Below are 20,659 nucleotides of genomic sequence, written 5' to 3' on the forward strand. Positions count from 1 at the left end.
GCGGCCGGTCAGGACGCGGGCGCCGGCGCGCTGTCGCGTTCGGTGAGGTGGACCGGGACGATGACCGAGCGTCCCGGGATGGATGGCGAGGCGGCGCGCTGAAGCAGCAGTTCGGCGGCCTGGCGTCCGCGCTGGCGCGGCGCGGCGCTCACCGTGGTCAGCGGTGGGATGCCGACGGCGGCCTCGGGAATGTCGTCGAAGCCGGTGACGGCGAAGTCCTCGCCGGGCCGGCGGCCGAGCCGCACCAGGCCCAGCATCAGGCCCAGGGCGACGGCATCGTTGTAGCAGACCGCGGCGGTCGGTGCGGGTTCGAGCGCGAGCAGCGCGTCGGCGTGCGCGTTCGCTTCCAGCCGCGTGGGCGCGGTTTCGATCAGCCAGCGTTCGTCGGGCGCGATGCCGGCCTCGCGCAGCGCCTCCTGGTAGCCGATCCGCCGTTCGCGGCAGGAGCTCGAACCGGCGTGCCCGCCGTAGAAGGCGATCCGGCGATGTCCGAGCGCGATCAGGCGCGCGGTGGCGGCGCGGGTACCGGCGCGGTTGTCCAGGCCGAGGAAGTCGTACTCGAAGCCGGGTTCGGCATCGCCGGTCAGCTGCCGGTTGAACACCAGCAGCGGCGTGTGCCGGCCGATCGCCAGCGCCACGTCGCTCGCCATGCTCGATTCGGCGGGCGACAGGATGATTCCCGCCGGATGGTGCTCCATCAGCGAGCCGAGGACCTGCCGCTGCCTGGCGGGGGATTCGTTGCTGCTGCCGAGCAGGGTGACGTAGCCCTTGGCACCGAGGGCCTCGTCCACTCCGGCGGCGAATTCGGCGAAGAACGGGTTGGACAGGTCGTTGATCACCAGCGCCACCGCGCTCGACACCCGCTGGCGCAGGTTGGCCGCAGCGCGGTTGTAGACATAGCCCTGCCGCTGCATCTCCGCTTCGACCAGGCGCCGCGTTTCCGGATGCACCAGGGGACTGCCGCGCAGCACCAGCGACACCGTGGCGCGCGACACCCCGCAGGCCCGGGCGATGTCGTTCAGGGTGATCCGACGGCGTTTGTCCAAACCGCTCCCCGCTGCGTTTAGATCGATCCAAGCCCAGCATCCTGCGGCATCCCTCCCCACCCCCGCAAGGGGCGGGGCGATGCTGCATGGCAGCATGAAATCGGCGCGCGAGTATGTTCAATTTAGATCGTTCCAAATAGTGAATTCCGCGAATTCAATCGATCCAAATCCAGATTCCGGGGACTCCGCGATGCCCGCTGCCCAGCTGCCCCTCCTTCCCCCGCCGTCCCGTTTCAGCGCTCCCGGGGCGCCCACCGCCACCGGTCGCGGCGTTTCCGGCCCGGCCCCCGCCGAGCCTTCTTTCTTCCTGCGGGCGGTCGCATCCCGCCTGGCGGCCGCCGCACTCGCCTGCGCGCTGCCGGTGGCCGGCGCCGTGGCAGAGGAGGTCGATCGCGCCGCGCTGGTGAACACCTTCATCGGCACCAAGGACGACGGCAACACCTTCCCCGGCGCCTCAGCCCCGTTCGGCAAGATCCAGGTGAGCCCGATCGGCTCGCACTATTCCGGCTGGCGCTACGACGATCCGCAGATCCGCGGGTTCGGCCATTCCTTCATCTCCGGTGCCGGCTGCTGGGAGCAGGGCGGGCAGGTGTCGGTGCTGCCGGTGACCGGACGGATCGGTCCCGGCGGAGACTTCGATACCGGCAACGCCGAGGCCTTCGACCAACGCGAATACGGCGCACGCTACACCCACGACGGCGAGGTCGGGCAGGCCGGCTACTACCGCGTGCGCCTGACCGACTACGGCGGCATCGATGCCGAGGCGACCGCGCTCGTGCGTGCCGCGGCGGAACGCTACACGTTCCCGGCCGATGCGCGGCGGGGCCACGTGCTGGTGAACCTCGGCCAGGCCAACGAGCGTCATTCGGTGATCGGCAGCGCGGTCGAGATCGTGGGCGACCGTGTCGTGGAGGGGCGCGTCACCACTAAGAGCTTCTGCGGCGGGCACCAGTACACCACCTGGTTCCGGCTGGAGTTCGATCGCCCCTTCCAGGCGCACGGCGTCTGGGGCGAGGCCGGCGGGCTGCCGGGCGCGCGCCACAACATGGAAGGCGAGGCGAAGCCGAACGGCGCCTGGCTCAGCTTCGACACCGGCGGCGCGCGCGCGGTCACGCTGGTCTCGGCCATCTCCCACGTCGATGCCGAGGGCGCGCGCGTCAACCTCCGCGCGGACGGGATGGACGACGGACGCCTGCTCGGGTTCGACGCGATGCGCGAGCGCGCCACGCGCGCCTGGAACGAGGAACTGCGCAGCGTGCGTATCCCCGGCGCCGGGGCCGACGATGCCACCGTGTTCTACACCGCGCTCTACCACGCGCTGCTGCAGCCGATGACCGGCAGCGACGCCGACGGCCGCTACCGCGGCTACGACAACCGTATCCACCGCGCCGAGGGCTGGACCTACCACGAGTACCTGTCGCTGTGGGACACCTACCGCAGCCAGAACCAGCTGCTCGCGCTGCTGCGCCCGCGGCAGGCGCGCGACATCGCCCGTTCGGTGCTGGCGATTCATGAGCAGGGCGGCTGGTTGCCGCGCTGGGGCTACGCGAGCTTCGAGACCAACATCATGACCGGGGACCCGGTCACCCCGTTCCTGGTCGACCTGTGGCGCCTGGGCGCGCTCGAGGGCCGCGAGGCGCAGGCGTACGCCGCGCTGCGCCAGAACGCGTTCGGCGAGCCGCCGCACAACTCCCGCCACGCCGGGCGCTCGGGCAACGCGCGTTACCTCAGCGACGGCTTCGTGCAATACGACCGCACCTGGCCGTCGAAGGGCATGGACGTCGATCCCCACCACGGCGGTTCGGCCACGCTCGAGTACGCGCTGGCCGATTGTTCGCTGGCGCAGATGGCCGCTGCGCTGGGCAAGGAGGACGATGCGCGGCAACTGCTGCGGCGCGGGGGGAACTGGCGCAACGTGTGGGATCGGCAGGTGCGAGATGAGGACACCGGCTTCACCGGCTTTCCGCGGCCCCGCCTCGACGACGGCAGCTGGTACCAGCCGGCCGACGGCCACTACAGCCCGCGCTCGCACCACGGTTTCCACGAGGGCACGGCCTGGCAGTACCAGTGGCTGGTGCAGCAGGACCTGCCGGGCCTGGCGCAGGCGATGCAGGGTCGCGACCAGGCGCTGCATCGGCTCGATGCGTTCTTTGCGCTCGACGCCCTGCGCGCCGATCCCGCCGCCGCCGCGCGCAAGGACTGGGTGGTCGGCCCATACAGCTACTACAACCAGTTCCGCTACAACCCGAACAACGAGCCGGACCTGCACGCGCCCTGGATCTACACGCTGCTGGGCGAACCGTGGAAGACCTCGACCGTGCTGCACGCGGCGCAGACGCTGTTCACCAACGCGCCCAACGGCGTGACCGGCAACGACGACCTGGGCACGATGTCGGCCTGGTACCTGTTCAGCGCCATCGGCATGTACCCGGTGACGCCCGGCACCGGCCGCTTCGTCCTGCACGCCCCGCGCCATCCGCGCATCGAGCTCGACCTGGGCGGCGGACGCACGCTGCGGATCGAGGCGCCCGGCGCCGGCGACGGCAAGCCGCGCTTCGTGCGGATGGTCAGCTGGAACGGACGCCCCCAGCCGCAGGTCTGGCTCGACTGGGAGCGGCTGCGCGGCGGTGGCGTGCTCGCGTTCGCGCTGACCGACGACCCCGCCGAAGCGGCCTGGGGCACCCGCCCCGGCGAGCTGCCGCCGGCGGCCTGTCCCGACACCCGGTGATCGCCGGCGCCGCGGCGGCTCAGAGCAGGCTCGGCGCCTCGACCACGCGCGTGCCGGCCGTGGTCCGGAGCGCGTAGCTGAAACCCGGCTGCAGGGCGCAGGCGCCGACCCGGCCGTCGCCGCGCAGCGCGACGAAGGCCATTTGCAGGTCCTCGCGCGGCGTGCGATAGCGCCGCGCGATGCGCTCCACCGCCTCCCGGCAGGCCCGTTCCGGCGAGCGGCCCTGGCGCATCAGTTCGACCACGGTATGCGAGCCGCAGATCCGCAGGCATTCCTCGCCGACGCCGGTGGCGCTGGCCGCGCCGACCTCGCCGTCTACGAACAGGCCCGCGCCGCTGATCGGCGAGTCGCCGACCCGTCCGCGCATCTTGAACGCCATGCCGCTGGTGGTGCAGGCGCCGGCGAGGCGGCCGGCCCGGTCCAGCGCCAGGATGCCGATCGTATCGTGGTTGCGCTCGCCGCCCGGCAGCGCGTCGGGCAGCGTGTAGCGGGGGTCCTGCTCGCTGTTGGGGCGGGTGCGGTATTCGGCGGTCGCCAGCCACTCTTGCCAGGCGCGCTTTGCTTCCGGCGTCAGCAGGTTCTGGCGCGGGAAGCCTTCGGATGCGGCGAACCGTCGCGCGCCGTCGCCGACCAGCAGCACGTGCGGCGTCTTTTCCATCACCCGGCGGGCGACGGACACCGCGTGCACGACATCCTCGAGGCAGGCGACCGCCCCCAGGTTGCCGGCGTGATCCATGATGCAGGCGTCCAGGGTCACGTGCCCGTCGCGGTCGGGATAGCCGCCCAGGCCGACCGAGTGATTGCCGGGATCGGCCTCGGGCACGCGCGCGCCGGCCTCGACCGCGTCCAGCGCGCCGCCGTCGCCTGCCAGGATCTCCCACGCGGCCGCATTGGCGGCTTCGCCGAAATTCCAGGTCGAGACCACCACCGGGCGGTTGCCGCCGTCGCCGTTCGTGGCGGCCGCGGCCGGCAGGGCGGGCAGGGCGGCGCTCAGGCCGAGCAGGCGCAGGAAGTCGCGGCGGAGGCGCATCATCGGCAAGGTCGCAAGGTCGGTGGATCGGCAGGAACCCTGCCGATCATACCCTCGCATCCGGCCCGTGCCGGTCCGCGCCGGCCCGCTTCCGCGGCGTTCAGTCGGCTTCCACGGCGCCACCGCTACACTCGCGTGCTTCCAGGAAGCCCATCCCCATGTCCTCCTTCAACCGGACCTCTCGATCCGTCGTGCTGACTGTCGCGCTCGCCGTGCTGGTCGCCGGCTGCGGCTCCGACCGCAGCAGGTCGCAGGCGCCGCCGCTGGGCGAGGTATTCGGTGCCGAGGACACGTACTCGCGCAGCTATCCGGTGTCGCCCGCGGTGGCCTGCGAGTCCGCGCGGCGCGCGCTGCTGGGGCAGGGTTACGCGATCGCCGGGATGACGGCGGAGACGGTGGAGGCGACCAAGAACTTCCAGCCCGAGTCCGACATCCACACCCAGCTCGCCGTGCGCACCACCTGCGTGCCGAGGGCCGAGGGGGGCTCGATCGTGTTCATCAACGCGGTGCAGGAGCGTTACGCGCTCAAGGCCCAGTCCAGTTCCGCGAGCGTCGGCGTGAGCATGATCGGCTCGGTCTCGCTGCCGATCCCGATCGGCGGCAGCAACGCCAACCTGGTGCGGGTGGGCAGCAACACCGTGCAGAACCAGGAGTTCTACAGCCGCCTGTTCGACCGGTTGGCGTTCTACCTGCCCGGCACCCCGGCGCATGCGGCGCCCGAGCCGGAGCCCGACCGTCCGCCCGATCCGGTCATTCCGTAAGGTCGGCGCAGAAAGCGGGATTCTCGCAGTGGCGCGGCATGCTGGAGCGCCTGTTCTTGCGGACGGCTTGCGGAGGTCCCCGAGACCGACTCGCGTCCGAGGCCGCGAACCTGTAGGAGCGTTGGCGCTCGCAGGACGGGGTGGTCGGTTCCCGGTGGAGCACGCGCACTCAGCGCGGCACCGGCGGCAGATCCGGCGCGTCCAGCCCGATGAACGGATCGCGCCAGGCGTCCAGCGCCTCGAGCTGGCCGTACCAGCGCGCGAGGGCCGGATAACCCCGCAGTGGCAGTCCGGCGATCTCGTGGTGCGGCAGGAACGAGGCCATGCGGAAATCGGCGTAGGAGATGCCGTCGTCGAGCAGCCATTCGCGCGCGGCCAGCTGCGCCTCGAGCAGGGCGGCCGAGTCGGCGAACAGCGCCCGCCCCTCCGTCGCCTTGCCCGGATCGACCGGCCCCAGCGCGTAGCGCTGCTTGGTGACGTACTCGAACTGCACGGTGTCGCAGGCGCGGACGAAGTTCTCCTTGCCCCAGCTCAGCCACTGGATCATCCGCGGCGTCTCGGCGCCGGTGCGCCAGAACCGCGAACCGGCTTCGCCCGAAAGCCGGCAGGCGATCGCGTCGGCTTCCCACAGGCTGCCTTCCGGCACCACCAGGATCGGCAGGCGCAGGCACGGGTTCAGCGGGCGGTAGCGCTCGGCCTGGCCGGGCGCCAGCGGCGCGGCGAACTCGTAGTCGATCGGCGCCTGCAGGTAGCGCGCCACCGCCACGGCCAGGCGCGGGTTCGGGTTGCGGCTGAAGAGCAGCTTCATCCGGCGCTCCCCGTGCGGGCGCGGTGATGGGCCACCAGCGCGTTGGCGTGGCCATGGCCGAGCCCGTGCGTGGCCTTGAGGAAGGCGACCTGCTCGCCGTGGCGGAGCCCGGCGACGCCGTCGAGCAGCGCTAACCAGTGCGCGACCGGCTTGCCGTAGGTCTTCTCGATCGAAGGAAAGTACGACGCGGGGCCCTTGACCGGCGCGGTCTTGTCCATGTTCGCTCCTTGACGAATGCGGCTGACCCCTGACCGACGAACGGGCGGGCGGCGATTCGACCGCGTGGGACTGGGACGGTTGGACAGCCCCGGCCGGGGCTACTGGCCCCCGGGGAAAGAAACCCCCTTCGGGCCGGGCCTTTCCCCGACCAACTGCAGGAACGCCTCGTGCTGGTAGCGGCTCATGCGCAGCTGCTGGCCGGTGTCCATCGTCACGACGTGGTAGCCGTTGAACCAGGGGTGGATGGTCTTCACGCGGCGGACATTGACCAGCGCGGAACGATGCACCCGGACGAAATGGCGAGGATCCAGCCGCGCGGCGAGCGCGGTCATCGTCTCACGCATCTCGTGCACCCGGTTGGTCAGGTGGATCAGCACGGTATTGCGGTTGGCCCTGATCCAGACGATATCGTCGACGGCGACGAACATCACGTGCTCGTCCGACCGCACCGGAAGCCGTTCCAGGTAGTCGCGGCAACGCAACGCGTCCAGCAGCCGCTGCATCTGCGCGGCGGGCTGCATCGCCCAGGCGGCAGCCGACAGCCGGGCTTTCGCGCGCAGGAGGGTGGCGGCGAACCGTTCGCGGCTGAACGGCTTGACCAGGTAGTCGACCGCGTTCGCCTCGAACGCCTGCACCGCGTACTGCTCGAAGGCGGTGACGAACACCGTCGCCGGCATTCGCGCCGCACCGATCGTCGCGACGACGTCCAGGCCGGTGATCGCCGGCATCTGGATGTCCAGGAACACGAGGTCCGGCGACAGAGCGCGGATCGCCTCGACCGCCGAGACGCCGTCGCCCCGCTCTCCCACCAGTTCGATGCCGGGGTCCTCGCGCAGCAGGCGCACGATCGCGTGGCGCGCGATCGGCTCGTCGTCGACCACGAGCGCGGCGATGCTCATGCCAGCGCCACCTCGGGAGCGTCCTCCCCGGCCTCGAGCTCGCGGAACGGCATGCGGACGCGGCAGGAGACGCCCTCCGGCCAGAGCATGTCGAGCCGGACCTGCGCGGCGTCGCCGTGCAGCTCTCGCAGGCGCAGCCGGGTATTGGACAGGCCGATGCCGTGTCCCAGGGCCTGGCCGGGCTCGCCATCGAGCCTGCTGTTGCGGTTGCGCACTTCCAGGCACAGCATGTCGCCCTCGCGCCGGCTTTCGATCTCGATGCAGTCGGTACCCACGCGCTGGCCGATGCCGTGGCGGATCGCGTTCTCGACGATCGGCTGCAGGAACAGGCTCGGCACGGCGCAGTCGAGCGTGTCGGGCGCCACGTAGACCCGCGTCGCCAGCCGGTCCTTGAAGCGGGTGCGCTGGATGCCGAGATAGAGGTCGAGCAGGGCCAGTTCCTGGCGCAGGCTGATCTCCTGGCCGTCGTATTCCTCGAGAAACGCGCGGAGCAGCTCGCTCAGGCGCAGCAACATGTCCTCGGCCGAGACCTTGTCCTCGTCGAGCAGGGTCACGATCGCGTGCAGCGTATTGAACAGGAAATGCGGCTGCAGCTGCGACTTCAGCGCCTGCAGGCGCGATTGCGCCAGTTCCGTCGCCAGCCGGCTCGCTTCCACTTCACGGCGGGTCTTCTCGGCGCGGAAGTGCAGCGCCTGCTGGATCGCGAACAGCGCCCAGTAGGTGAGCATCCCGATGGCCGCGTGCTTGCTGATGAATTGCGCCAGCTGCTCCGGGAACGGGCTGGGTTCGAACCAGGCCGAGACGGCCGCGCCGATCACCAGCGCCAGCAGGGTAACGCCGATGCTCGCCGCGAACTGCGCTGCCAGGGCCTGCGAACGCCGGGAACCGTCGCCGGGGTAGCGGGCCGAGAGGCGGAACACCAGCGGTGCCAGCACCGCCCAACTGAGCCATTGAATCATCGACCACCGAAGGTAGACCCACGGCGGCCACAGACTTGCATTGACCGCATCGTGCACCGCGCCCTGCACGGCGAACACCACCACGACCACCAGCCACAGGCAGAGATAGCGCAACAGCCCGATTTCGGTGTCGCCGAGGCGGATCGTCATCGCTCTGGCTCGAGGTGGGGCAGGGGCATCGTAGGCGCGGTGTCCGGCGCTGGGAAGCCGGGTCGTCGCGCCGCTACGATTCGCCGCCGCGCCACGACGATCGGTCCCGGATCGCTTTCCGCGCGGTACGCGGTTCCGGCCAGATGGGCCCGTCCGGGGCGCTAGCGCGCTTCCGGCCCCCTGACCAAGCCGGAGAAGCCCATGCGCATGCTCACCGCCCTGTCCGCCTTCATCGCCCTGGCCGTTGCCGCGCCGTTGGTTGCCGGCGAGCCCAGGCCACTGCGCCGCTTCGAGCTGGTCAATGCCGCTCACGACAGCGTGGTCTCGCTCGCGGTGGCGACGGCCGGCGGCGGCGAGTTCGTCGACGTCGCCCTCGGCCCGCCGCTGCGCGGAGGAGGGCGTGCCATCACGGTGGAGCTGCCTGATGGCGGTTGCCGGCGCGACTTCCGGATCGTGTTCCGCGGCGGCCGCTCGGTGCTCTATCGCGATGTCGATGTCTGCCGGCACTGGCGACTGCGGCTGACGCCGAGGGACGGAAAGTCCCGCTGAGCGCGCGCGAGAGGGGCGCCGGCAAGGGCGGCGCTGGCGCCATCTTGGGGTGCCGCCCGCCGCCGCGGGTGTCGCGCTTCCCGCAGTCGTGACCAATGGGTCTGCCGCCATCGCGATGGCTGGAGATACTGGAACCTTCAACCCCGGAGGCCTCATGCGAAGAGTCCTGCTCGCGTTCACGTTCGCCCTGTCCTGCTTCGCCGCTCCGCGCGCGCCGGCGGTCGAGCCAGAGATCCTCACCGAGGACGTGACCCGGTTCTATGCGCTCTACGACGCGGAGAACGGCCGGCCGGGCGAGGCGCAGCTGGACGCCTACCTGGCCGAAGGCAGCGAGAGCCTGCGGGAGTTCGCGCGGCTCAGGCGCGTCACCGGGGCGCGGATGGCCCAGCGCATCGCCGAGGATCCGGCGATGTACGACGACGCCAGGCGCTGCCTGGCCTTGCTGCCGGCGGTGACCCGGCGCGTCTCGGACGCACTGGAGAGGCTGGCGCAGCTGTATCCCGAAGCGGAGTTTCCACCGGTGGCGATCGTGGTCGGCCGCGGCCGACCGGTGGGCATCACCGCGCCGACCGGCGTGACCATCGGCCTGGAGGCGCTGTGCGCCGCCGACTTCATGCATCCCGATCCCGAGGATCGATTCGTGCACGTGATCGCGCACGAGTACGCCCACATCCAGCAGGTCGCCGCCAAGGACCCTCCCGCGCCCGGCGACCCTCGCGCCACGGTACTGCGGCTGTCGCTGGTGGAGGGCGCGGCCGAGTTCGTCTCCGAACTGATCTCGGGCGGCGTGGGCAACGGCCGTCATGCCGAATGGACCCGCGGCCGCGAGCAGGAGATCGAGACCGCCTTCCTCGCCGACAAGGACAGCACCGAACTCGACGGATGGGTGTTCGACTACACCCCCGGCTCGGACGCGCCCTACGACCTCGGCTACTGGGTGGGCTATCGCGTCGCCAAGGCGTACTACCTGCACGCCGCGGACAAGCGCGCGGCGCTGGCGCGCATCTTCGCCATGGACGATCCCGAGGCGTTCCTGCAGCAGAGCGGCTGGACCCCGGGCATGACCCTGCCGCCGCTGCCGGTGGCGTCGCTGCCGGCATCCGGCGACCGCTAGCCCGGGGGTGCGGACGCCACGGGGACGGCGCCCGCCGTCATCCGCTCCGGCCGGCAGCCAGGCGCCAGGCTGCAGGTCGAGGCCTGCCGCGCGAGCCCGCGCCCAACCGCGCCGAGGAAGCAGGAGCGGATCGCCCGGGTGCGGTCAGGGCTGTCCCGGGGGCTGCGGCGGTTCCGGCGCGCCCGCCGCCTCGCGCGCCATCGCCAATGCGGTCTCCAGCGCCTTGCCCGCCGGCACGGCGACATCCGGCTGCACGCCCACGGTCTGCCAGTTGCCGCCGGTCAGCGGGTTGACCGAGCGCTCGGTCTCGAGCCAGAGCACCAGGGCACGGCCCACGCCGCGGTATTCGAACGGGTTGGCGCCGCCGCCGGAGGGCTCGCCGACGACGGTGACCCGGCCCAGCGCCTGCAGGTCGTAGGTGAACGCTTCGGCGGCGGAGAAGGTGCGCGGCGAGGTGAGCAGGTAGACCGGCTTGTCGGATCCATAGCGCGGCCCGGGCACGTAGGGGTGGGTGTGCTGCGGCGTGGTCGCGCCGGTCTTGCGCGCGTATACGCCGCTCAGCGGGTGCTGGCCGCGGTCGAACAGGTACGAAGTGAGCAGGTTCGCCATCTCGCCGTGACCGCCGCCGTTGCCGCGCAGGTCGATCACCAGGGCTTCGGTGTTCGCGAGGAACTGCATGGCGGCGACGGCGGTGTCGCCGCCCATGTCGACCGGGGCGAACACGCTCAGTTCGAGCAGGCCGATGTTGTTGTCCAATCGCTCGACCTTGCGGAAGCCGAAGTTCAGCTGCGGCCCGTAGTAGCGCTCGCGCTCGCGGCGGTCGAAGTCGGAATCGGCACCGGTGTCGATGGCGTTGGCGGCAGCGGGAGTGCGGTCGACTTCCACGTACAGGTGGCCGGGCCCGGAGATGTCGCGGATGGTCGCGGTGAGCGCGGTCGCCAGGGCCTCGTCGGACTCCGCCGCGAACCCGCCGCCGGCCAGTTCGTGGCGCAGCGCATCGGCGATGCTGCGGCCGAGCGACGGATCGACGTACTCGTGCTCGATCAGGTCCGCGACCCGCTGCACGATGGCGGCGTTGTCCTCGCGTGCCTCGACGGCGCCGGCGATCGACGCGGCCAGCAGGGCGGCAGCGAGCAGGAGGGGCTGCAGTGTCATCTACTTCTTTCCTCGCTTGGGAATGGCATGGCGGATGCGGTCGTCGAACGGGCGGCGCTCCAGCGCGGCGATGGCGGCGGCGGCGACGTCGGCCAGCGCCGCGCCGATCTCCCGGTCGAGGCCGGCGGCGGCGCGCGCGGTGGCTTCCCAGTGTCCGGCCAGCAGGGGGAGCGCCTCGATCAGCGCCGGCGACATCAGCACCCGTTTCGAGCGGGCGTCGCTGTCCGGTTCGGTGCGCACCCAGCCGGCGCGCTCCATCTGCGCGACGGTCTGGCTGAGTGCGGAATGGCTGAGCCCGGCCGCGTCGGCCAGGGAGCGGATGCTCAGCGGGCCGTGCGCCTGCAGCGCGCGGACCACCGGGGTGTAGCGCGGGCGGTAATCGACCAGCCCGGCGGCCAGATAGCTGCGCTCGACGCCGCCGTCGAGCAGCTGCAGCAGGTGGCGCAGGCGGGTCCCCAGGGTCGCTTCCACGGCAATTCAACAGTGCTTATGTATAAGCACTGTTACATATCGCCGGCGCCGGGTCAAGAAGAGAAGATGGGCACGCCCCCGCGGGCGCCCGCCGCGCGCGCACGTCCCCGGCCCTCGCGAGGCGGGTCATGCGGTGCGCCGGCCAACCGCCAAGCGCAACGTTTCCCTCGGTCAGCTCGCGTCGCGGCGGGGCGCGGGCTGCAGCGCATGCGGCGCGGAATGGTGCTCGTGGGCGATCCGCCAGTGGCCGTCCACCCGGGTCAGCCCCAGGGTGAGCCGGCAGACCGGGTGTGCCGAGCCGCCGATGCGCAGCAGTCCGGTACAGAACGCGACCTCGCTGCCAGCGGTGATTCGCAGGTCCTCGATGGTGAACACGTCCTTGCCGGGCTTCCCGTACTGGAAAAACAGCTCCCAGGTCTTGCGGTACTCGGCCTTGCCCTCCGCCTGCAGCGGTTCGGGCACGTCGAACATGAGCACGTCTTCGGCATGGTCCGCCAGGATTCCATCCATGTCGCCGGCCCGGATGGCCGCCTGCCAGCGTTCCACGAGTTGCCGGATCTCCTCTTTCATCGTTGCTCCTCCTGGATGGGCGGCGCCCCGCCGGCGCCTGGTCGCCGCGCCGGCCGGGATCGGCCGGCGCACCTGCCTCGACGACGAACGGGCACGAGGCATTTCGACCGCGTCGGCGAAGATGCGGGCCCGGACATCCGCTGGCGACCGGGCATCCGTTTCGGCCGCTGCCACAGGGACGGCAGCCCGGATTTCGACTACGACGAGGAGGTGCCGGCGGTCGGCGCCGTGATCGAGGATGTCGGGCCGCCGGATACGAGCGGGATCAAGCAAAGCTCGACTTTTCTACTCTGCCGTGGCGTGTCGCCGCGGCAGCACCCAGCCGGGGCGGACGAAGTGGCAGGTATAGCCGTCGGGATAGCGCTGCAGGTAGTCCTGGTGCTCGGGTTCGGCTTCCCAGAACGCGCCGGCCGGCGCGACCTCGGTGACCACCTTGCCGGGCCACAGGCCGGAGGCGTCGACGTCGGCGATGGTGTCTTCGGCGATCGCCTTCTGGGTGTCGTCGAGGTAGAAGATCGCGGACCGGTAGCTCGGGCCGCGGTCGTTGCCCTGGCGGTCGGGGGTGGTGGGATCGTGGATCTGGAAGAAGAACTCGAGCAGGGCGCGGTAGCTGGTCGCGTCGGGGTCGTAGACGATCTCGATCGCCTCGGCATGGGTGCCGTGGTGGCGGTAGGTGGCGTTTTCGACGTCGCCGCCGGTGTAGCCCACGCGCGTGGAGACCACGCCGGGCAGCCTGCGGATCAGCTCCTGCATGCCCCAGAAGCAGCCCCCGGCGAAGACGGCGCGTTCGGTGCTCATCGGGCGTCCTCCACCTGGTCGAGGTAGGCGCCGTAGCCTTCCGCCTCCATGCGCTCGCGCGGCACGAAGCGCAGCGATGCCGAATTGATGCAGTAGCGCAGGCCGCCGCGGTCGGCCGGGCCGTCGGGGAACACGTGGCCCAGATGGCTGTCGCCGTGCGCGGACCGCACCTCGACGCGTCGCATCCCGTGACTGTCGTCGCCGAGTTCGGCGACGTTGGCCGGTTCGATCGGCCTGGTGAAGCTGGGCCAGCCGCACCCGGACTCGTACTTGTCCGACGAGGCGAACAGCGGCTCGCCGGAGACGATGTCCACGTAGATGCCCGGCGCCTTGTTGCCCAGGTATTCGCCGCTGCCGGGCCGCTCGGTGCCGTTCTGCTGGGTCACGCGGAACTGTTCGGGCGTCAACCGGGCGATGGCTTCCTCCGACTTGCCGTAGCTGGCCATGCTGTGCTCCGTGATCGCGCGGGGGAGGGCGCGGATGCCCCTTCATATGCGCGCCCTGGGCCGGAATTTCAATCGACCCGCGGGCGGGTCACCGGCGCGTGCGATCGAAGCTTGCGGGCAGGGCGGGGCACCCGCGCCTGCGCAGGCGGCCCACGCCGGCGCGCAGGTCTGCCGGCTCGAGCATCCGGTGGCTCGCCGGATGGGGGCGGATTCTCCGGCCCCACGGACCAGGCGCTCGAGGCGCACGGGCTGGCCCGGCGGGTGGTGCTCACGGTGCCGCACTTCCTGGCGCTGCTCGCCATCCTGGCCAGGACCGACCTGGTGGCGATGGTGCCCTCGCGACCGGTGCGGGGCGCTTGCGCGTTGAGGGTGGTCGAGCCGCCGGTCGAGGTCACGGGTTTCGGGATGTCGATGCTCTGGCACGAGCGCGCCTACCGCGAAACCGCGCACCGGTGGCTGCGCGAATACATCGCCGATCTGGGCTAGGCCGACTCTCGGCTCCCGGCTTGGCCGTGCTGCCGTCCGCCATCCCGTGGCCCGCGGTAGATCATGTAGACGTCCGCGCGCTGGTAGTGGGTACCGGGTTTGACCCCCGGCTGCAGTTCGAAGCCCACGCTCTCGTAGAGCCGCAGCGCCGGCTGCAGGCGTTTCTGCGACTCCAGGAACAGTTCGCGGCCGCCCAGCCGTTCGAACTCGGCGATCGCCGCCTCCATCAGCCTGCGGCCGATGCCCAGCCCCTGGTGGCGCTCGGTCACCGCCATCTTGGTCAGTTCGTACACGCCGGGCGCCTCCAGCATCAGCGCGCAGGTGCCGACCGCCTCCTCGCCGACCAGGGCGATCAGGATCGCGCCGCCCGGCGCGAGGATGCGTTGCTCCGGTTCCGACAGCACGGCGTGGTCGATCGGTTCGATCTGGTAGTACTTCGCCAGCCATTCGGCGTTGAGGCGGTAGAAGTCGGCGCGCCACTGCGGCGCGAACGGCACGATGCGGACCTGTCCGGCCTGGCGCTGGCGCAGACGTTGCGCCACCTCCGCCGGCAGCGGCTGCGCATCGAGGCTGGCCTCGTAGCGCGACAGCGCGTCGAGCAGGTCCACGCCGATGTCCATCAGGCGGTGCTCGACGGTGTCGCGCATCGCCTGCCACAGCGGGCGGGCGGCCTTCAGTTCGGCCTGGCAGCGTTCGGTGAGCGCCAGCACGCGCTGGCGGCGGTCGTCCGGCGCGGGTTCGCGCCGCAGCAGCCCTGCGCGGGTCAGCCGGTTGGCGAGCTGGCTGATGGCGGAGTGGGTCAGGCCGATCTCGCGGGCGATCTCGCCCACGCTCAGCGGCCCGCGCTCCTGCAGCAGCCGCAGCACCGGGAACCAGCGCGCCTGCAGGCCGATGCCGTGTTCGCGGTAGACCTGGTCGATCAGGTCGTAGCTGCGCTCGCTGGCCACCTTCAGGCGGCTGGCGAGGGCGAGGGTGCCCTGCACCGAGAGGAAGCTCATGGGGATGATCCGGCGGCACTTACGTAATGACTAACATAAATCCTGCCGGGCCCGACGGCAAGCCTATGGGTGAGCCGGCCGGGTGCCCGGGAACCCGCTGCACCAGGGAGTGGGCCTGCGGGGCGGGCTGTATCGCCGGGATCGTCACTTCCGTCGCTCCCGCGGGGCGGGCGCAGGCGAACCCTGGAGTCGGGGCGGCGCTGCGGAGCACTCGTCAGCGCATGCGCTGATCCGTCGGCCGTTCCGGCGGCTTGTCGCATGCCGATTGCCCGCGGCTGCCGGCGCCGGCAACCTGGATCTGCCGGAGCGGTGACCGCGATCGGCCACCACCCAACACGGAGCCGAGATGAAGACACTGATCGCCGTCGTCGCCTGGTGCATCCTGTTCGTGCTGTGCTGGCCGCTGGCCCTGCTGGCGCTGCTGCTGTGGCCGCTGGCGTGGCTGCTGGCACTGCCGTTCCGCCTGGTCGGGGTCACCTTCTCGGCCCTGTTCGCATTCCTGCAGGCGCTGCTGATGCTGCCGGCAAGGTTGCTCGGCTGGCGCCCGGCGCGAGCGGCGGCGGCTTGAAGCCTTCGGCGGAGGCCACGGTGGTTCCGGGCGCCGCCCACCTCGCGGTTTTCGCGCATGGCGCGCTCCCATGAGCTGCGGCGCGGGGATCAGCCGGCGGTCGTGAACTCGACCTGGAAGTGCTTCGGCGCGAGCGCTGCGAGGAAATCGCGCGCGTCGAACGCCTGGGCGCTCGGAAACGCGCCCGCCGCGGGTCCGCGCCCGTCCAGCACGCGTTCGAGCGCCTCCGCGATCAACGGTGCGGTCACCGCGTAGATGTCGGTTCCGCGAGCGACGCCGCGGCGCACCAGCCCCCGGCGGCGCACCTGCACGTCCATGACGAAGGCCTGGGCGGAGCGCCCTTGCGCATCGGCCGCCACCGGCGGCGGCGTCTCCGGATCGCGCAGATCGCGCAGCGGCGCCAGGTTCATGTAGGCATGGACTTCAGGGCAGCGCAGGTGGCGGGCGATGGCGACGATCTCCGACAGCGGCAGCAGCACCGTGTCCTGGGTGCCGAGCGGCCCCGGAAACCGCCAGCGCCGCGCCGGCGGGGGATCGGGGACGAAGCGCAGGTCGCCGCCCTCGACCACCCAGCGGCGGAAGCGGTTGCGCTCGCCGGTCACCCGGGTGCCCCGGGTTGGGTGCCAGCTGTCCAGCCCCACCGCGATGTCGATGGCGTCGGCGTCCGGCCAGTCGTCGAGCGCGGCGGTGGCCAGCAGGTCGGCCAGCGCGCCGTAGAACGCCACCGAGGGCAGCGCCACGATGCCCGCCGCGCGGGCGCGCGCGGCGAACGCCTCGTAGACCGCGAACGCGGCGCGCTGTTCGGCGCTGGTGTCCAGGTAGTGCACCCGGGCGCGCAATGCGGCTTCGAGGACCGCCGCGCCGGTGTCGAGGAAAGGCCCCGCGGCGTTGATCACGGCGGCGGTGCCTTCCAGCGCGCGATCCAGAGCGGACGAATCGTCGATCTTCGCGACCCGCCGCGCCAGCCGCGGGTACCGGGCCGCCATCGCGTCGAGCCGGGCTGCGTCGCGGCCGCAGAGCACCGGGGTAAGTCCGCGCCGCAGCAACTCGGCGACGATGAAGCGGCCGGTGTGACCGTAGGCGCCGTACACCGCCACCGGTGCGGACGATCCCGGCGCCGGGACCGCTGGCGCCACCTCGTCCGGGTTCATGCGCCACCCCGGAGGCCGGATCCTGCGGTCCGGCGGATGGTTCGGTTCATCGCGCGCTCCTTCCTGCCGGCCAACCCGGGCCGGCCAGCAGACCATTGCCGGCGCGTGCGCGCTGTCGGATCCTTTAGCGACTGGCCGGAGCAGGCGCCTCCGCTCCGCGCCTCCGCGGTCGCCAGCGCCGCTGCGCTAGAGTGGCGCGATGCTCTACCTCGTCTACATCGAGGCCTCGGACCTGCCCGGGCCCGCCGACCCCGGCGGGATGCTCGAGCTCGCGCCGGGACTGTTCCTGGCCGAGACCGCGCAGACGCGCTCGCAGCTCTACCATGCCGTGAAACGGCGGTTGCGCCCGGACAGGCTGCTGGTCGCCCCGCTGGCCGACGCCCCGAAGTTCAAGGGGATGGCGGCAGGGGCATTGACGTGGTTGCGGGGGCGGGGCAGGGCCGGGTAGCCCGGCATTCGATCCGCGCCTAGGAAGAATCGCCGCACGGAACAAGTTCCGGAGGCGCCGATCGGCGGGCGGCAACGGCGGCGAGGGCGCCCTGGGCTCGTGACTTCCGGGTCTTTCCGTCGGGCAGGGGGCAGAGCGATGCTGCGCGCAAGGGGTTCGGCTTCCGCCGCCGCCGGAGACGCCGCATGATCAGCTGGGCCTTCATCTTCGAGGCGCCGGAGACCGATCCGGTCCGGGACCGCCTGATCGTTGAACGCGGCGGCGTGCGCAGCACCATCGTCGCGGTGCCCGAGCAGTCGGCCGCGGTGGGCGTTGCGGTGGAGCTGGCCGGCGAGGGCGTGCAGTTCATCGAGCTGTGCGGCGGTTTCGAGCCCGGCTGGGCCGGGAAGATCGTCGAGGCTACCGGCGGCGGCATCCCGGTAGGATGCGTGGGGTATGCGGGTGGCGCCTCCATCAGAAGAATGGCCGCGCTGTTCTCCTGAGCGACAGAACGGGCATCGCGCAGCCGTCGCCCCGAGTGCCACCGGGATCAGGTGCTGCGTCCGAGCCCCTTGACCGGAGCGGACCATGCCGGCACCCATCGATCCTTGCGCCGAACCCGCCATTCGCGTGGCCACCGAGGGAGACGTGGACGGCGTGCTCGCGCTGGTCGATCGCCTCACCCTGTTCGGGCCGCCCGCCCATCGCGAGGTCCGGCGGATGGCGGAGGTGGATCGGCAGGTCCTGGCCGCGGCCATTGCCGACCAGCACGCCGGCCAGGGGGTGTTCGTGATCGACGGCGTCGCGGGCATCGCCGCCGTGCTGCACATGTCCACGCTCGTCGATTACTACCACAGGCGCCCGAACGCCCACGTCTCCACCCTGATCGTCGACGCAGCGGCCGAAGGACAGGGCCTTGGGAGGCGGTTGCTCGCGCACGCCGAAGCCTGGGCGCGCGGGCGTGGCGACGACTGGATGACCTTGACCGTCTTCCCGGGCAATACGCGTGCGGTGGGCCTGTACGAGCGGTCCGGCTTCGTCCCCGACATGCCCGGTTCCTCAAGCCGCTGAAGGGAAGCGGCGACGCCTGAGCTGGCAGAATGGTATGCCCCAGCCAGGAGCGCGCCGTTGACCAGGATGATGTTCGCCGCATCGATGTGGCTGCTGCCGCTGGCGGCGGCGCACGCCGCCGGCGCGGAGCCCGGCGAGTACGCGACCACCCCGGGCTGGGGCAGCCTGGTCATCGCCGAAACGGACGCGGGGCGGCGCAGCTTCGTGCTGGAAACGGTCGGCGCCAACGGCCACATGTGCGGGTTGGAGGGCGAGGTGGAGGGCACCGCCGCCGTGGCCGGCATCGACATGGGCGAGCCGTGCCGGATGAGCTTCGCCGTCGCCGGCGACCGGATCGCCGTGCGACAGGAGGGCGGCGATTGCCGGTGGTACTGCGGCATGCGCGCCGGGTTCGAGGGAGAGTACCTCCGGCTCCCGGCGGGCTGCACGGCAGCCGCGCGCGAGCGCAGGCGGGCGGCGTTCCTCGGCGCCTATCGGGACGGGCGCCATGCCGAGGCGCTGGGCGGCATGGAAGCCCTCGAAGCGGAATGCGGTGGATTCTTCGACTGGCTCGAGCGCGACCGCGCCGCGAACGACCGGGCGATCGCGCTGTGGCAGTTGGGGCGGCCCGAGGCTTGCCTGGCGGCGCTGGGCGGTACCCTCGCCGCGGACAGCCGCGACGAGGCCTCGTTCGCCGCCGCGCTGCAGGCGCGCGGCATGGTCCTGCCGCCCAGCGACTGGGAGAGCTACCTGCCGATCGCACGCGCCACCTGGTTCAATCGGGCCGAATGCGAGCGCGGCGCCGGCGCGGGGCGCGCGCAACCGTTCCCCTGGCCCGGAGGGCACCGCGCCGCGGTCAGTCTCGCCTACGACGATGCGCTGGACTCGCAGCTCGACAACGCCATTCCCGCGCTCGACCGGCACGGCTTCAAGGCCACTTTCTACCTCACCCTTGCCAGCGACGTGGTGGCGCGGCGCATGGCCGAGTGGCGCGCGGCGGCCGCCAATGGCCATGAACTCGGCAACCACAGCCTGTTCCATCAGTGCTCCGGCTCCTTGCCGGACCGCAGCTGGGTGGTGCCGGAACGCGACCTCGACACCACCACGGCGGCACGGATGCGCGACCAGGTGCTGCTGGGCAACGTCATGCTGCAGGCGATGGACGGTCGCCGCGAGCGCACCTTCACCGCCCCTTGCGGGGAAACCGCCGCCGGCGACGGCGACTACGCCGCGCTCGTCGCCCCGGCGTTCGTGGCCATGAAGCGCGGCGTAGGGACGGCCGACATGGCGACGCTCGATCCACATGCGGTGCCGGTGGACGCGCCGGCCGGCGTCCCCGGCAATGCGCTGATCGCCCGGGTGGAGGAAGCCGCGCGCAGCGGCGGGATGGTCAACTTCACCTTCCACGGCATTGGCGGCGATCATCTTGCGGTCTCGACGCAGGCGCACGAGGCACTGCTCCAACACCTGGCGGACCATCCCGAGACGTACTGGGTCGACACCTTCCTGGACATCATGACCCACGTCCGCGGAGTGCAGGCCCGCTCCGGCGATCGGGCGCCTCGCACCTCCCGGCCCGCCGCCCCCGTGCCCACGCGCAGTTCACCCCCTGAGCGCTAGGGTGGATCGCGACATTCGCGAGCCGTGCGGCCGCATCGGCGATGCCGCAGGCGGAGGCGAGGATGCGATCGAACCGCAAACGTTTCTGGGCGGGGGTGCTGGCTGGCATCGCGGGCACCCTGGCCGTGCTGTTCGCGGGCACGCTGGTGCTGGTCTACGGCGGGGCCTACGACGTCGCCGCCGATCGCGGCCATGCGGCCGCGACGCGCTGGCTGCTCGACGGCACCCTGCGTTCGTCGGTGCGGGCCCGCGCTGACGCGGAGCCCGGGGTGTCGGGCGCGGAGGCCGCGGACGTGGCTGCGGGCGCCGCCGAATACAAATCGATGTGCGAGCACTGCCACGGCGGCCCCGGCGTCGAGCCGTCCGGCTGGAGCCGGGGCATGCTGCCGCAGCCGCCCCATCTGACCCGCGCCGCCGCCGAATGGTCGGTCGCGGAAGTCCGCTGGATCGTGCGCCACGGGCTCAAGTACACCGGCATGCCGGCGTTCGGAGCAACCCACGACGAGGCGGTGCTGGACGACATCGCCGCGTTCGTCGCGCGGCTGCCCGCGATGACTCCGGAGCAGTATCGCGCCTACGGGGGCGGACATACCCACGGCCCCGGCGATCCCGGTCGCCCGACCCGCCAAGGCCGGTAGCCACCATCACCCGAGGAG

Annotated in this window: 23 protein-coding genes and 2 pseudogenes; 12 read left to right on the forward strand and 13 right to left on the reverse strand. The window is 71.6% G+C overall.

Annotation, left to right across the window (positions count from 1 at the left end):
- Window positions 1-8 precede the first annotated feature (8 nt).
- A complete protein-coding gene (locus tag QFW77_RS18765) occupies window positions 9-1,046 on the reverse strand; it encodes a LacI family DNA-binding transcriptional regulator (protein WP_280576405.1) in 1,038 nt (345 codons plus the stop codon).
- Between the two features lie 307 nt (window positions 1,047-1,353).
- On the opposite strand from QFW77_RS18765, the gene QFW77_RS18770 reads away from it, so the two are divergent.
- Window positions 1,354-3,774 carry a GH92 family glycosyl hydrolase gene (locus QFW77_RS18770; RefSeq protein WP_425603391.1) on the forward strand — a complete coding sequence of 807 codons (2,421 nt, stop codon included), beginning with the start codon at window positions 1,354-1,356 and terminating at the stop codon, window positions 3,772-3,774.
- A gap of 19 nt (window positions 3,775-3,793) precedes the next feature.
- Here the strand turns inward: QFW77_RS18770 and QFW77_RS18775 are convergent, their stop codons facing one another.
- Window positions 3,794-4,804 (reverse strand): glycosylasparaginase, encoded by a 1,011-nt coding sequence (locus tag QFW77_RS18775; protein ID WP_280576468.1) that lies wholly within the window; start codon window positions 4,802-4,804, stop codon window positions 3,794-3,796.
- Between the two features lie 158 nt (window positions 4,805-4,962).
- Between QFW77_RS18775 and QFW77_RS18780 the strand changes: the two genes are divergently transcribed.
- On the forward strand, window positions 4,963-5,565 hold the full coding sequence (locus tag QFW77_RS18780) for a DUF2242 domain-containing protein (RefSeq protein WP_280576407.1): 603 nt from the start codon (window positions 4,963-4,965) through the stop codon (window positions 5,563-5,565).
- 169 nt (window positions 5,566-5,734) lie between these two features.
- Here the strand turns inward: QFW77_RS18780 and QFW77_RS18785 are convergent, their stop codons facing one another.
- The 4 genes from QFW77_RS18785 to QFW77_RS18800 form a co-directional block, all read right to left on the reverse strand.
- Entirely contained in the window at window positions 5,735-6,373 is a 639-nt protein-coding gene (locus QFW77_RS18785) for a glutathione S-transferase family protein (RefSeq protein WP_280576408.1), read from the reverse strand.
- Window positions 6,370-6,591 carry a DUF4287 domain-containing protein gene (locus tag QFW77_RS18790; RefSeq protein ID WP_280576409.1) on the reverse strand — a complete coding sequence of 74 codons (222 nt, stop codon included), beginning with the start codon at window positions 6,589-6,591 and terminating at the stop codon, window positions 6,370-6,372. The genes QFW77_RS18785 and QFW77_RS18790 overlap by 4 nt, the downstream gene beginning before the upstream one ends.
- 99 nt (window positions 6,592-6,690) lie before the next feature.
- Entirely contained in the window at window positions 6,691-7,491 is an 801-nt protein-coding gene (locus QFW77_RS18795; RefSeq protein WP_280576412.1) for a LytR/AlgR family response regulator transcription factor, read from the reverse strand.
- Entirely contained in the window at window positions 7,488-8,600 is a 1,113-nt protein-coding gene (locus QFW77_RS18800) for a sensor histidine kinase (protein ID WP_280576413.1), read from the reverse strand. Before QFW77_RS18800 ends, QFW77_RS18795 begins: the two co-directional genes overlap by 4 nt.
- Before the next feature lie 201 nt (window positions 8,601-8,801).
- Here QFW77_RS18800 and QFW77_RS18805 point away from each other — a divergent pair, with 201 nt between their 5' ends.
- Together QFW77_RS18805 and QFW77_RS18810 are read left to right on the forward strand one after the other, a co-directional pair.
- Window positions 8,802-9,149 carry a hypothetical protein gene (locus QFW77_RS18805; RefSeq protein ID WP_280576414.1) on the forward strand — a complete coding sequence of 116 codons (348 nt, stop codon included), beginning with the start codon at window positions 8,802-8,804 and terminating at the stop codon, window positions 9,147-9,149.
- A 154-nt stretch (window positions 9,150-9,303) separates the two neighbouring features.
- Complete coding sequence (locus tag QFW77_RS18810; protein WP_280576415.1) at window positions 9,304-10,263, forward strand: DUF2268 domain-containing putative Zn-dependent protease; 960 nt, start codon at window positions 9,304-9,306, stop codon at window positions 10,261-10,263.
- A gap of 144 nt (window positions 10,264-10,407) precedes the next feature.
- Here QFW77_RS18810 and QFW77_RS18815 read toward each other — a convergent pair whose 3' ends face one another.
- The 5 genes from QFW77_RS18815 to msrB all read right to left on the reverse strand — a co-directional run bounded on the left by QFW77_RS18815 (window position 10,408) and on the right by msrB (window position 13,703).
- Window positions 10,408-11,418 (reverse strand): S41 family peptidase, encoded by a 1,011-nt coding sequence (locus QFW77_RS18815; RefSeq protein WP_280576416.1) that lies wholly within the window; start codon window positions 11,416-11,418, stop codon window positions 10,408-10,410.
- Window positions 11,419-11,889 (reverse strand): MarR family winged helix-turn-helix transcriptional regulator, encoded by a 471-nt coding sequence (locus QFW77_RS18820; RefSeq protein ID WP_331487980.1) that lies wholly within the window; start codon window positions 11,887-11,889, stop codon window positions 11,419-11,421. It lies immediately after the preceding gene.
- Between the two features lie 171 nt (window positions 11,890-12,060).
- Window positions 12,061-12,459 carry a YybH family protein gene (locus QFW77_RS18825; protein WP_280576417.1) on the reverse strand — a complete coding sequence of 133 codons (399 nt, stop codon included), beginning with the start codon at window positions 12,457-12,459 and terminating at the stop codon, window positions 12,061-12,063.
- Window positions 12,460-12,744: 285 nt separating this feature from the next.
- On the reverse strand, window positions 12,745-13,257 hold the full coding sequence (gene msrA, locus QFW77_RS18830) for a peptide-methionine (S)-S-oxide reductase MsrA (protein ID WP_280576418.1): 513 nt from the start codon (window positions 13,255-13,257) through the stop codon (window positions 12,745-12,747).
- On the reverse strand, window positions 13,254-13,703 hold the full coding sequence (msrB, locus tag QFW77_RS18835) for a peptide-methionine (R)-S-oxide reductase MsrB (RefSeq protein ID WP_280576420.1): 450 nt from the start codon (window positions 13,701-13,703) through the stop codon (window positions 13,254-13,256). The genes msrA and msrB overlap by 4 nt, the downstream gene beginning before the upstream one ends.
- Before the next feature lie 3 nt (window positions 13,704-13,706).
- Between msrB and QFW77_RS18840 the strand changes: the two genes are divergently transcribed.
- Window positions 13,707-14,189: a LysR substrate-binding domain-containing protein gene (locus tag QFW77_RS18840; protein WP_280576421.1), complete on the forward strand. Its 483-nt coding sequence runs from the start codon at window positions 13,707-13,709 to the stop codon at window positions 14,187-14,189.
- On the opposite strand, the gene QFW77_RS18845 is transcribed toward QFW77_RS18840, so the two are convergent.
- A complete protein-coding gene (locus QFW77_RS18845; protein WP_280576422.1) occupies window positions 14,186-15,187 on the reverse strand; it encodes a bifunctional helix-turn-helix transcriptional regulator/GNAT family N-acetyltransferase in 1,002 nt (333 codons plus the stop codon). The two genes, QFW77_RS18840 and QFW77_RS18845, sit on opposite strands and share 4 nt — an antisense overlap.
- A 346-nt stretch (window positions 15,188-15,533) precedes the next feature.
- Between QFW77_RS18845 and QFW77_RS18850 the strand changes: the two genes are divergently transcribed.
- The gene (locus tag QFW77_RS18850) at window positions 15,534-15,755 is read left to right on the forward strand and encodes a hypothetical protein (protein WP_280576424.1); all 222 of its coding nucleotides are present in this window, start codon (window positions 15,534-15,536) and stop codon (window positions 15,753-15,755) included.
- Window positions 15,756-15,844: 89 nt separating this feature from the next.
- On the opposite strand, the gene QFW77_RS18855 is transcribed toward QFW77_RS18850, so the two are convergent.
- Window positions 15,845-16,906, reverse strand: coding sequence for a saccharopine dehydrogenase NADP-binding domain-containing protein (locus QFW77_RS18855; protein WP_280576425.1), 1,062 nt, complete (start codon window positions 16,904-16,906; stop codon window positions 15,845-15,847).
- A 199-nt stretch (window positions 16,907-17,105) separates the two neighbouring features.
- Between QFW77_RS18855 and QFW77_RS18860 the strand changes: the two genes are divergently transcribed.
- The 6 genes and pseudogenes from QFW77_RS18860 (at window position 17,106) to QFW77_RS18885 (ending at window position 20,641) form a co-directional block, all read left to right on the forward strand.
- The gene (locus QFW77_RS18860) at window positions 17,106-17,354 is read left to right on the forward strand and encodes a hypothetical protein (protein WP_280576426.1); all 249 of its coding nucleotides are present in this window, start codon (window positions 17,106-17,108) and stop codon (window positions 17,352-17,354) included.
- A 185-nt stretch (window positions 17,355-17,539) separates the two neighbouring features.
- Complete coding sequence (locus tag QFW77_RS18865; RefSeq protein ID WP_280576428.1) at window positions 17,540-17,836, forward strand: DUF6506 family protein; 297 nt, start codon at window positions 17,540-17,542, stop codon at window positions 17,834-17,836.
- Window positions 17,837-17,921: 85 nt separating this feature from the next.
- Entirely contained in the window at window positions 17,922-18,404 is a 483-nt protein-coding gene (locus QFW77_RS18870) for a GNAT family N-acetyltransferase (protein ID WP_280576429.1), read from the forward strand.
- 84 nt (window positions 18,405-18,488) lie between these two features.
- Window positions 18,489-19,196: pseudogene (locus tag QFW77_RS18875) on the forward strand (hypothetical protein); the annotation flags it as partial.
- Window positions 19,197-19,244: 48 nt separating this feature from the next.
- Window positions 19,245-20,003: pseudogene (locus QFW77_RS18880) on the forward strand (polysaccharide deacetylase family protein); the annotation flags it as partial.
- Between the two features lie 62 nt (window positions 20,004-20,065).
- Window positions 20,066-20,641 carry a c-type cytochrome gene (locus QFW77_RS18885; protein ID WP_280576430.1) on the forward strand — a complete coding sequence of 192 codons (576 nt, stop codon included), beginning with the start codon at window positions 20,066-20,068 and terminating at the stop codon, window positions 20,639-20,641.
- The last annotated feature ends 18 nt before the right edge of the window (window positions 20,642-20,659 follow it).

The organism is Luteimonas endophytica (genome assembly GCF_029887875.1).
GTDB classification, from domain to species: Bacteria; Pseudomonadota; Gammaproteobacteria; order Xanthomonadales; family Xanthomonadaceae; genus Luteimonas; species Luteimonas endophytica.

What these genes read in the sequence shown, in the direction of transcription:
- QFW77_RS18800 (WP_280576413.1), bottom strand. Translation starts at nt 8,600, where the DNA reads ATGACGATCCGCCTCGGCGACACCGAAATCGGGCTGTTGCGCTATCTC.
- QFW77_RS18825 (WP_280576417.1), bottom strand. Translation starts at nt 12,459, where the DNA reads ATGAAAGAGGAGATCCGGCAACTCGTGGAACGCTGGCAGGCGGCCATC.
- QFW77_RS18850 (WP_280576424.1), top strand. Translation starts at nt 15,534, where the DNA reads ATGAAGACACTGATCGCCGTCGTCGCCTGGTGCATCCTGTTCGTGCTG.
- QFW77_RS18870 (WP_280576429.1), top strand. Translation starts at nt 17,922, where the DNA reads ATGCCGGCACCCATCGATCCTTGCGCCGAACCCGCCATTCGCGTGGCC.
- msrB (WP_280576420.1), bottom strand. Translation starts at nt 13,703, where the DNA reads ATGGCCAGCTACGGCAAGTCGGAGGAAGCCATCGCCCGGTTGACGCCC.
- QFW77_RS18885 (WP_280576430.1), top strand. Translation starts at nt 20,066, where the DNA reads ATGCGATCGAACCGCAAACGTTTCTGGGCGGGGGTGCTGGCTGGCATC.
- QFW77_RS18785 (WP_280576408.1), bottom strand. Translation starts at nt 6,373, where the DNA reads ATGAAGCTGCTCTTCAGCCGCAACCCGAACCCGCGCCTGGCCGTGGCG.
- QFW77_RS18860 (WP_280576426.1), top strand. Translation starts at nt 17,106, where the DNA reads ATGCTCTACCTCGTCTACATCGAGGCCTCGGACCTGCCCGGGCCCGCC.
- QFW77_RS18845 (WP_280576422.1), bottom strand. Translation starts at nt 15,187, where the DNA reads ATGAGCTTCCTCTCGGTGCAGGGCACCCTCGCCCTCGCCAGCCGCCTG.
- QFW77_RS18815 (WP_280576416.1), bottom strand. Translation starts at nt 11,418, where the DNA reads ATGACACTGCAGCCCCTCCTGCTCGCTGCCGCCCTGCTGGCCGCGTCG.
- QFW77_RS18810 (WP_280576415.1), top strand. Translation starts at nt 9,304, where the DNA reads ATGCGAAGAGTCCTGCTCGCGTTCACGTTCGCCCTGTCCTGCTTCGCC.
- QFW77_RS18865 (WP_280576428.1), top strand. Translation starts at nt 17,540, where the DNA reads ATGATCAGCTGGGCCTTCATCTTCGAGGCGCCGGAGACCGATCCGGTC.
- QFW77_RS18805 (WP_280576414.1), top strand. Translation starts at nt 8,802, where the DNA reads ATGCGCATGCTCACCGCCCTGTCCGCCTTCATCGCCCTGGCCGTTGCC.
- QFW77_RS18855 (WP_280576425.1), bottom strand. Translation starts at nt 16,906, where the DNA reads ATGAACCCGGACGAGGTGGCGCCAGCGGTCCCGGCGCCGGGATCGTCC.
- msrA (WP_280576418.1), bottom strand. Translation starts at nt 13,257, where the DNA reads ATGAGCACCGAACGCGCCGTCTTCGCCGGGGGCTGCTTCTGGGGCATG.
- QFW77_RS18775 (WP_280576468.1), bottom strand. Translation starts at nt 4,804, where the DNA reads ATGCGCCTCCGCCGCGACTTCCTGCGCCTGCTCGGCCTGAGCGCCGCC.
- QFW77_RS18790 (WP_280576409.1), bottom strand. Translation starts at nt 6,591, where the DNA reads ATGGACAAGACCGCGCCGGTCAAGGGCCCCGCGTCGTACTTTCCTTCG.
- QFW77_RS18780 (WP_280576407.1), top strand. Translation starts at nt 4,963, where the DNA reads ATGTCCTCCTTCAACCGGACCTCTCGATCCGTCGTGCTGACTGTCGCG.
- QFW77_RS18795 (WP_280576412.1), bottom strand. Translation starts at nt 7,491, where the DNA reads ATGAGCATCGCCGCGCTCGTGGTCGACGACGAGCCGATCGCGCGCCAC.